Origin of the sequence: Nocardioides jensenii JCM 1364 = NBRC 14755, assembly GCF_001552535.1 — a bacterium.
Lineage (GTDB): Bacteria > Actinomycetota > Actinomycetes > Propionibacteriales > Nocardioidaceae > Nocardioides > Nocardioides jensenii.
Genome location: NZ_BCRJ01000048.1, coordinates 1 through 5984 on the forward strand (window position 1 = coordinate 1; position 5984 = coordinate 5984).

Sequence of the window (5984 nt, forward strand, 5' to 3'; positions counted from 1 at the left end):
TGCGCCGGGTCGGCGACGAAGACCCGGGTGCCTGCCTCGGCCAGCGCGGTCACGTGTGCGGGCGGTCCCCCGGCGGTCGCCCAGACCACGACGGGCACGCCGGCCCGGATCGCCGCACGCAGGGCTACGGAGACCACGACGGCCTCGTGGTCGGGCACCGCACCGTCGACGTACTCGACGAGAAGGAGGTCGGCGTCCGTGAGCGCCTGCTCACCCACGGAAGCGCCGACCAGATCATGGAGCTCGCGCTGTCGCCACTGGGCGGCCAGTCCCTCACTCAGCCGGCGGCCGGCCAGCACCACCGCGCGTACGTCGGGGCGCGCCGGCCCGCGCTCCGGCGGCAGCGCCCACTCCTCACGGGTCGAGGTGTTCCTCGCTGGTCGAGCAGCCAGCGCCAGCGAGCGGACGGTCGAGATCACGCGCCGTACCCGGCTCATCGCACACCCGCCTTCGCGAGTGCCGTCTCCACCCGCGGGGCGAGCGTCTCGATGTAGGTCTTGGTGAGGTGCGAGCCCTGGCGGTAGACCAGCACGTTGCCGATCACCGGCGCACACTCGTCGGTCGGGCAGATCGCGTCGACCAGGTCCAGGAAGTAGAGCCCCTGTGCGGAGCCACTCCCCCGGGCCGCGCCCGGCGAGATGTCGACCGCACCGAGCTCGTCGGCGGCCGCCTTCTGCACCTCGACCCCGCTGCCGTCGACCCCGTGGTCGCGGTCGTAGGTGCACTGGGTGAGGTCGTCCTGGTGCTCGGAGACGCAGGCGTAGACGTCGCTGCCGGTCTGCGGGGTGTCGGCGAGTACGACGACCTCGATGCCGGCCTCGCGCAACTGGGTCCACGCGTCCTCGAGCCCGGCCTGCATGGTGTCCTCCGACATGTCGTCGCCGTCACCCGTCAACGCGGAGTCGCGCTGGCCCGCGGTCACGACCACGTCGGGCTTCTCGTCACCGGTGAGCCGGTCGAGCACGTCACCGCCCCATTCACGGCAGGTGTCGTAGGGCTCGCCGTCCAGCACGGAGGTGGCCGTGGAGAACTGGCAGGCGGACTTCGTGTAGGTCACGATCTTCCAGTCGTGGGTCCTCGCGAGCACCTGGAAGGCCGGCACCCACTGGGCGGCCTTCGAGTCGCCGACCACCGCGATCGTCGTGGCGGCGTCGTCAGCGCCGTACTCGCACGAGACGACCTCGGCGACGTCCGTGTCGACCTGGCAGCCGTCGGCGTACAGGTCGGGCACGTCCTTGGGCGCCTCGAGCGGGTTCGGGGTGATCCCGCCCCGCACCGAGTCGACCGGTGCGCCGGCCGGGTCGTCCTTCGGTGAGCTGGCGGAGAGCGCCATCGAGCCCTTGACGTTGGCCGGGTCGATCGTCGGGCCGGCGGCCCTGCCGAAGAGCGCCACCAGCATCAGCCCGGCGACCACCGCGATCAGGGTGCAGTTCACCCCCAGCGAGAGCGAGACCCTGGTGTTGCCCACGAACTTCGAGTTGCGCAGCGGGTTCTCGACGAGGTGGAAGGTCAACCAGGCCGGGATGATCGATGCGGTGACGATGACCAGTCCGGTCAGCACCGAGATGCCGCCGAAGTGCTCGCGGGCCACGATCAGCAGCGGCCAGTGCCACAGGTAGAGGGAGTAGGTCAGGTAGCCGATGAACAGCATGAACCGGTTGCCCAGGATCGCCACCGGTCCCCTCGGACCGGCCGCGACACCGGCCGCGATCATCAGCCCCGCGCCCACGGTCGGCAGCACGGCGTAGTGGCCGGGCCAGGTGATGTCGGAGGTGTAGATGCGCCCGGCCAGCAGGATCATGCCGAGACCGGCCCAGGCGAGCACGATGGCCGGGCCCTTCGGGATCCGGTCGAGGCGGGTGGCCAGGATCGCCACGAACGCGCCGATCGTGAACTCCCACATGCGTGTGGTGGTGATGAAGTAGGCCCGCTCGCTGGCGAAGAACGACTGGTGCACCGCCCAGGCGAAGGACGGTACGGCGACCAGGGCCAAGCCGACCAGCAGCGCCGGCTTGCGCCGTACGCCGAGCCGCGCCGCGAGCACCACGGCGCCGAGGAGCAGGATCGGCCAGACGAAGTAGAACTGCTCCTCGACCGAGAGCGACCAGTAGTGCTGCACGGCCGAGGGGGTGATGTCCTCGGCGAGGTAGTCGACCGAGCGGTCGGCCAGGCGCCAGTTCACGAAGTAGAGCGCGGAGGCGACGATGTCGCCGCCGGTGGTCTCCCACCGGATCTTCGGCACCCACAGCCAGGTCATCACCGCGGTCGCGCCGAGCACGACCGAGGCCGCGGGCAACAGGCGCTTGGCCCGGCGCGCGTAGAAACCGAGCAACCGCACGCGTCCGGTGCGGTCGACCTCCTTCATCAGCTGGCCGGTGATCACGAAACCGGAGATGACGAAGAAGACGTCCACGCCGACGAAGCCGCCGGGGAAGAGCATCAGCCCTGCGTGGTAGGGCAGGACGAGGAAGGTGGCGACCGCGCGCAGGCCCTCGATGTCGCGGCGGATCCGGCTGTTGCCCTTGACTGCCTTGCCGGAGGGATCGGCCCGGCGCCTTCCGGGTGACGCCTCGGCGGACAGTCGTTCAGTGAGCGTGGTCATCAGGCCTCCGCATGCGGGTAGGGGTTGCCGTAGAACAGGAGCCGCGACGAGCGCGCCATCAACTGCTTCTCGGTGATCGGCCAGGTGTGGCTGCCGGGGTCGACCCGGCGCACGGACACGAAGTTGAAGCGGTCCGCGGAGTAGGTGGTCAGGCCGCGCGCCTTGACCTTCTCGAGGAACGTGGTGTCGACCCGGCGCGGCAGGTCCTCGAAACGCACGTCGGCGGCGAGCTCACGACGGGTCAGCAGCGTGCCGCCCTGCACCAGGTCGGTGAACCGGTGCTCGGCGTGCTCGAAGCGCAGCAGCGTGGCGCCGCTGGACTCGAGGTGCACGAGGTGGGCCCACTTGCCGGTCACGTCGGCGCCGGAGTAGTCCAGCGCCCGCACCAGGTCGGTGAGGTAGTGCCGGCCGTAGAAGTTGTCGTCGTCGACCTTGGCGACGAGCTCGCCGTCGGCCGCGTCGACGCCGAGGTTCATGGAGGCGCCGAGGGTGAGGACTGCGTCGGCGTGCCGGGTGACGACGTTCTCCAGCCCTGCGCGTGCCGCGCGCTGACGCAGGTCGGCCGGCGCCTCGAAGCCGTGGGTGACCAGCACCAGCTGGAGGTCGCGGTGGCTCTGGCTGCCCATCATGGCCAGCACGTGGTCGAGCTGCTCGGGTCGCATGGTCGGGACGACCGCACTGACCGAGGCCGCCAGTGCCGTCCCGAGGCCAGTCGAGATCACCCCACCGGGTCTCGAGACGCTCGATGGCGCTCGCTCCTCGACCAACGGAAGACCGAGACCGAGGGAACGCAGCACGGTGTCCACGCGATGCGTGCAGAGGTGCTCGTCGAACACCCGACGGTGGGCCTTGAGCGCCTGGCGGTCGCGGTACTCGTCCTGGCCGAGCAGCACGTCGATCGCGGCGCGCGCCTCGTCGGCGTCGCGGACCACCTCGAGATCGGAGCCGAAGAACGGCTCGATGCTGGCCGCCGGCGTGGTGATCACCGCGGTCTGCGCGGCGGAGAGCTCGAAGAGCCGGCGGCTGCACATCGTCTTGGAGCCGGTCACCGAGTTCACGTTCAGGAAGACCTGGTACGCCGAGTAGGCCGCGATCATCTTCGGGTAGGGCAACGAGCCCACGACGTGCCTGCGGTAGGGCGCCGGGAACCGGTAGCGCTTGTCCCCACGCTGCATGCGCGACCAGATGTGGAGTCCGCGGTCGAGCGCCGGGCGCAGCAGCTGCTCCATCTGCTCGCGGCGCTCCGGGTGCTTCTCGGCGAACCAGGTGCCGGCGAACGCGATCGGCAGCACCCGGCCCCTGCCGCGGCGTACCGGGTTGTGCAGCCGCGGCTGGGCGGAGAAGGGCAGCAGGTCGATCCGCTCGTGGCCGAGGTCGCGCTGGTAGACCGGGATCCGGTCGGCGTCGACGGTGAAGACCTGGTCGAAGAGCCGGGCGGTCTCGAGGAAGACGTCGTAGTTGGGCGGGTCCTCCTTGTTCCAGAACACGGTCGGGATGCCCTCGTCGCGGCACCACGCCACCAGCGCGCGCAGCTCCGGCGACGGCTGGTGGTCGCGGGTCATGTGCAGCCGCCAGGCACCGTCGTTGCCGTTCCACGCGGACTCGACGAAGAGCAGGTCGGGGCGCTGCTCCGTGAGGACCGCCTGCCAGTCGGTCGGCGTCACCTTCACCTGGTGCCACTCGTAGCGGAGGGCCAGCTCGGAGAACGGATCGAGGATCACCGCCGCAACGGTCGTGCGGGCCGGGACCACCTCGGGCAGGGCGTACGCCGGCAGCCGGGGGCGGTGCAGTCGTCCGCGGAGCAACCTCACAGGAACTCCTGGAGCACGGCGGCGATGCGGGCACCCGCCTTGCCGTCCCACAGCGGCGGCACCTTGTGCGTGGTCGCAGTGGGCGCCGCCAGCACGTCGGCGAGCACGAACGGGACGTCCTCGCGGGTGACCAGCTGGTTGGTGCCGTGGGTGATCGTCACCGGGCGCTCGGTGTTGGGCCGCAGCGTCAGGCACGGGATGCCGAGGATCGTGGTCTCCTCCTGCACGCCGCCGGAGTCGGTGACCACCGCCCGGGCGCCGCGGACCAGGCCGAGGAACTCGACGTACCCCTGCGGGTCGAGCACGACCACGCGCGGGTGGTCGAAGAGGCCGACCGCCTCGAAGGCCGCCCGCCCGCGCGGGTGCAGGGGCAGCACCAGGTCGACCTGGTCGGCCACCGCGTGCAGCGCCTTGACCAGCGCCGAGGCGTCGGCCGGGTCGTCGACGTTCGCCGGGCGGTGCAGGGTGGCGACGGCGTAGTCACCCTCGAGGCCGTGCCGCGCGCGGGCGGCGGCGACGTCGAACCGGTCGAGGTTGGCCAGCAGGGTGTCGATCATCGGGTTGCCGACCAGGTGGATCCGGTCGGCGACCACACCCTCGTTGCCGAGGTGGGCGACCGCGTCGGGGCTGGTCGCGAAGAGCAGGTCGGAGAGTCGGTCGGTGACCAGGCGGTTGACCTCCTCGGGCATGGTGCGGTCGAAGGAGCGCAGGCCGGCCTCGACGTGGGCGATCGGGATCTGCAGCTTCGCGGCGACCAGGGCCGCGGCGACGGTCGAGTTCACGTCGCCGTAGACGACCACGACGTCGGGCCGCTGGGCCAGGAACAGCTCCTCGAGGCCGGTCATGGTGCGGGCGGTCTGGGTGGCGTGGCTGCCCGAGCCGACGCCGAGGTCGACGTCCGGGGTGGGCAGGCCGAGCTGGCGGAAGAACACCTCCGACATCGCCTCGTCGTAGTGCTGGCCGGTGTGCACCAGCGTCTGCTCGAGGCCGAGCTCGCCGGCGGCCGCGATCACCGGAGCCGCCTTCGGGAAGTTGGGGCGGGCTCCGGCCACATGGGTGAGCTTCGTGGTCATGGGGGCCTCTTCTGGGTTTCGGGGACATACCCGGTCCGGGTGGGTCGCGGGCGACACGGACCGATTCACTGCATCGTGACTATATCTAGTAAGTTACTGTACTTAGTAATCGAAGGGCGCCCGGCGCGTCCCGGACGGCCGCACCACGGCCACGCACACGAGAGGAGCAGCCATGACCGCGTCACGCACGTCGGCCCGACTGCTCCTCACCGCCCGCACCCTCCCGATCGCCGCCTCGGTGGTCCGGAGGCACCTGGCCCGCGGGCGAGGGCACACTGCCTCGATCGGGGCACGTGTCCTGCCCGGCGTCGCCGGCCCGCTCTCTCGCCTGGCCACCTCCACCAGGCCCGGGCCGGCGTACGCCGCGGCACAGTCGCCGCACGCGAGGACACCGTCGCCGTACGCGAGGGCCCTGTCGGCGTACGCCGCCGGCGACCTGAGCCGCGCCCATGAACAGGCCCGCCTGGCCGGCCGAGCCGGCGCCCGCCTGCGCGAGCT

5 protein-coding genes are annotated in these 5984 nt (G+C 71.2%); 1 reads left to right on the plus strand and 4 read right to left on the minus strand.

Going from position 1 to position 5984, the window contains the following annotated elements; genetic code table 11:
* The 4 genes from NJ4_RS25660 to wecB form a co-directional block, all read right to left on the minus strand.
* A partial coding sequence (locus tag NJ4_RS25660) for a hypothetical protein (RefSeq protein WP_157551087.1) occupies positions 1–437 on the minus strand: 437 nt, incomplete at its 3' end.
* Complete coding sequence (locus tag NJ4_RS11485; protein ID WP_067434715.1) at positions 434–2602, minus strand: acyltransferase family protein; 2169 nt, start codon at positions 2600–2602, stop codon at positions 434–436. The genes NJ4_RS25660 and NJ4_RS11485, both read right to left, overlap by 4 nt.
* Entirely contained in the window at positions 2602–4413 is a 1812-nt protein-coding gene (locus tag NJ4_RS11490) for a glycosyltransferase family protein (protein ID WP_217996840.1), read from the minus strand. Before NJ4_RS11490 ends, NJ4_RS11485 begins: the two co-directional genes overlap by 1 nt.
* The gene (gene wecB / locus NJ4_RS11495; RefSeq protein ID WP_067434720.1) at positions 4410–5486 is read right to left on the minus strand and encodes a non-hydrolyzing UDP-N-acetylglucosamine 2-epimerase; all 1077 of its coding nucleotides are present in this window, start codon (positions 5484–5486) and stop codon (positions 4410–4412) included. Before wecB ends, NJ4_RS11490 begins: the two co-directional genes overlap by 4 nt.
* Before the next feature lie 172 nt (positions 5487–5658).
* On the opposite strand from wecB, the gene NJ4_RS11500 reads away from it, so the two are divergent.
* A partial coding sequence (locus NJ4_RS11500) for a hypothetical protein (RefSeq protein WP_217996841.1) occupies positions 5659–5984 on the plus strand: 326 nt, incomplete at its 3' end.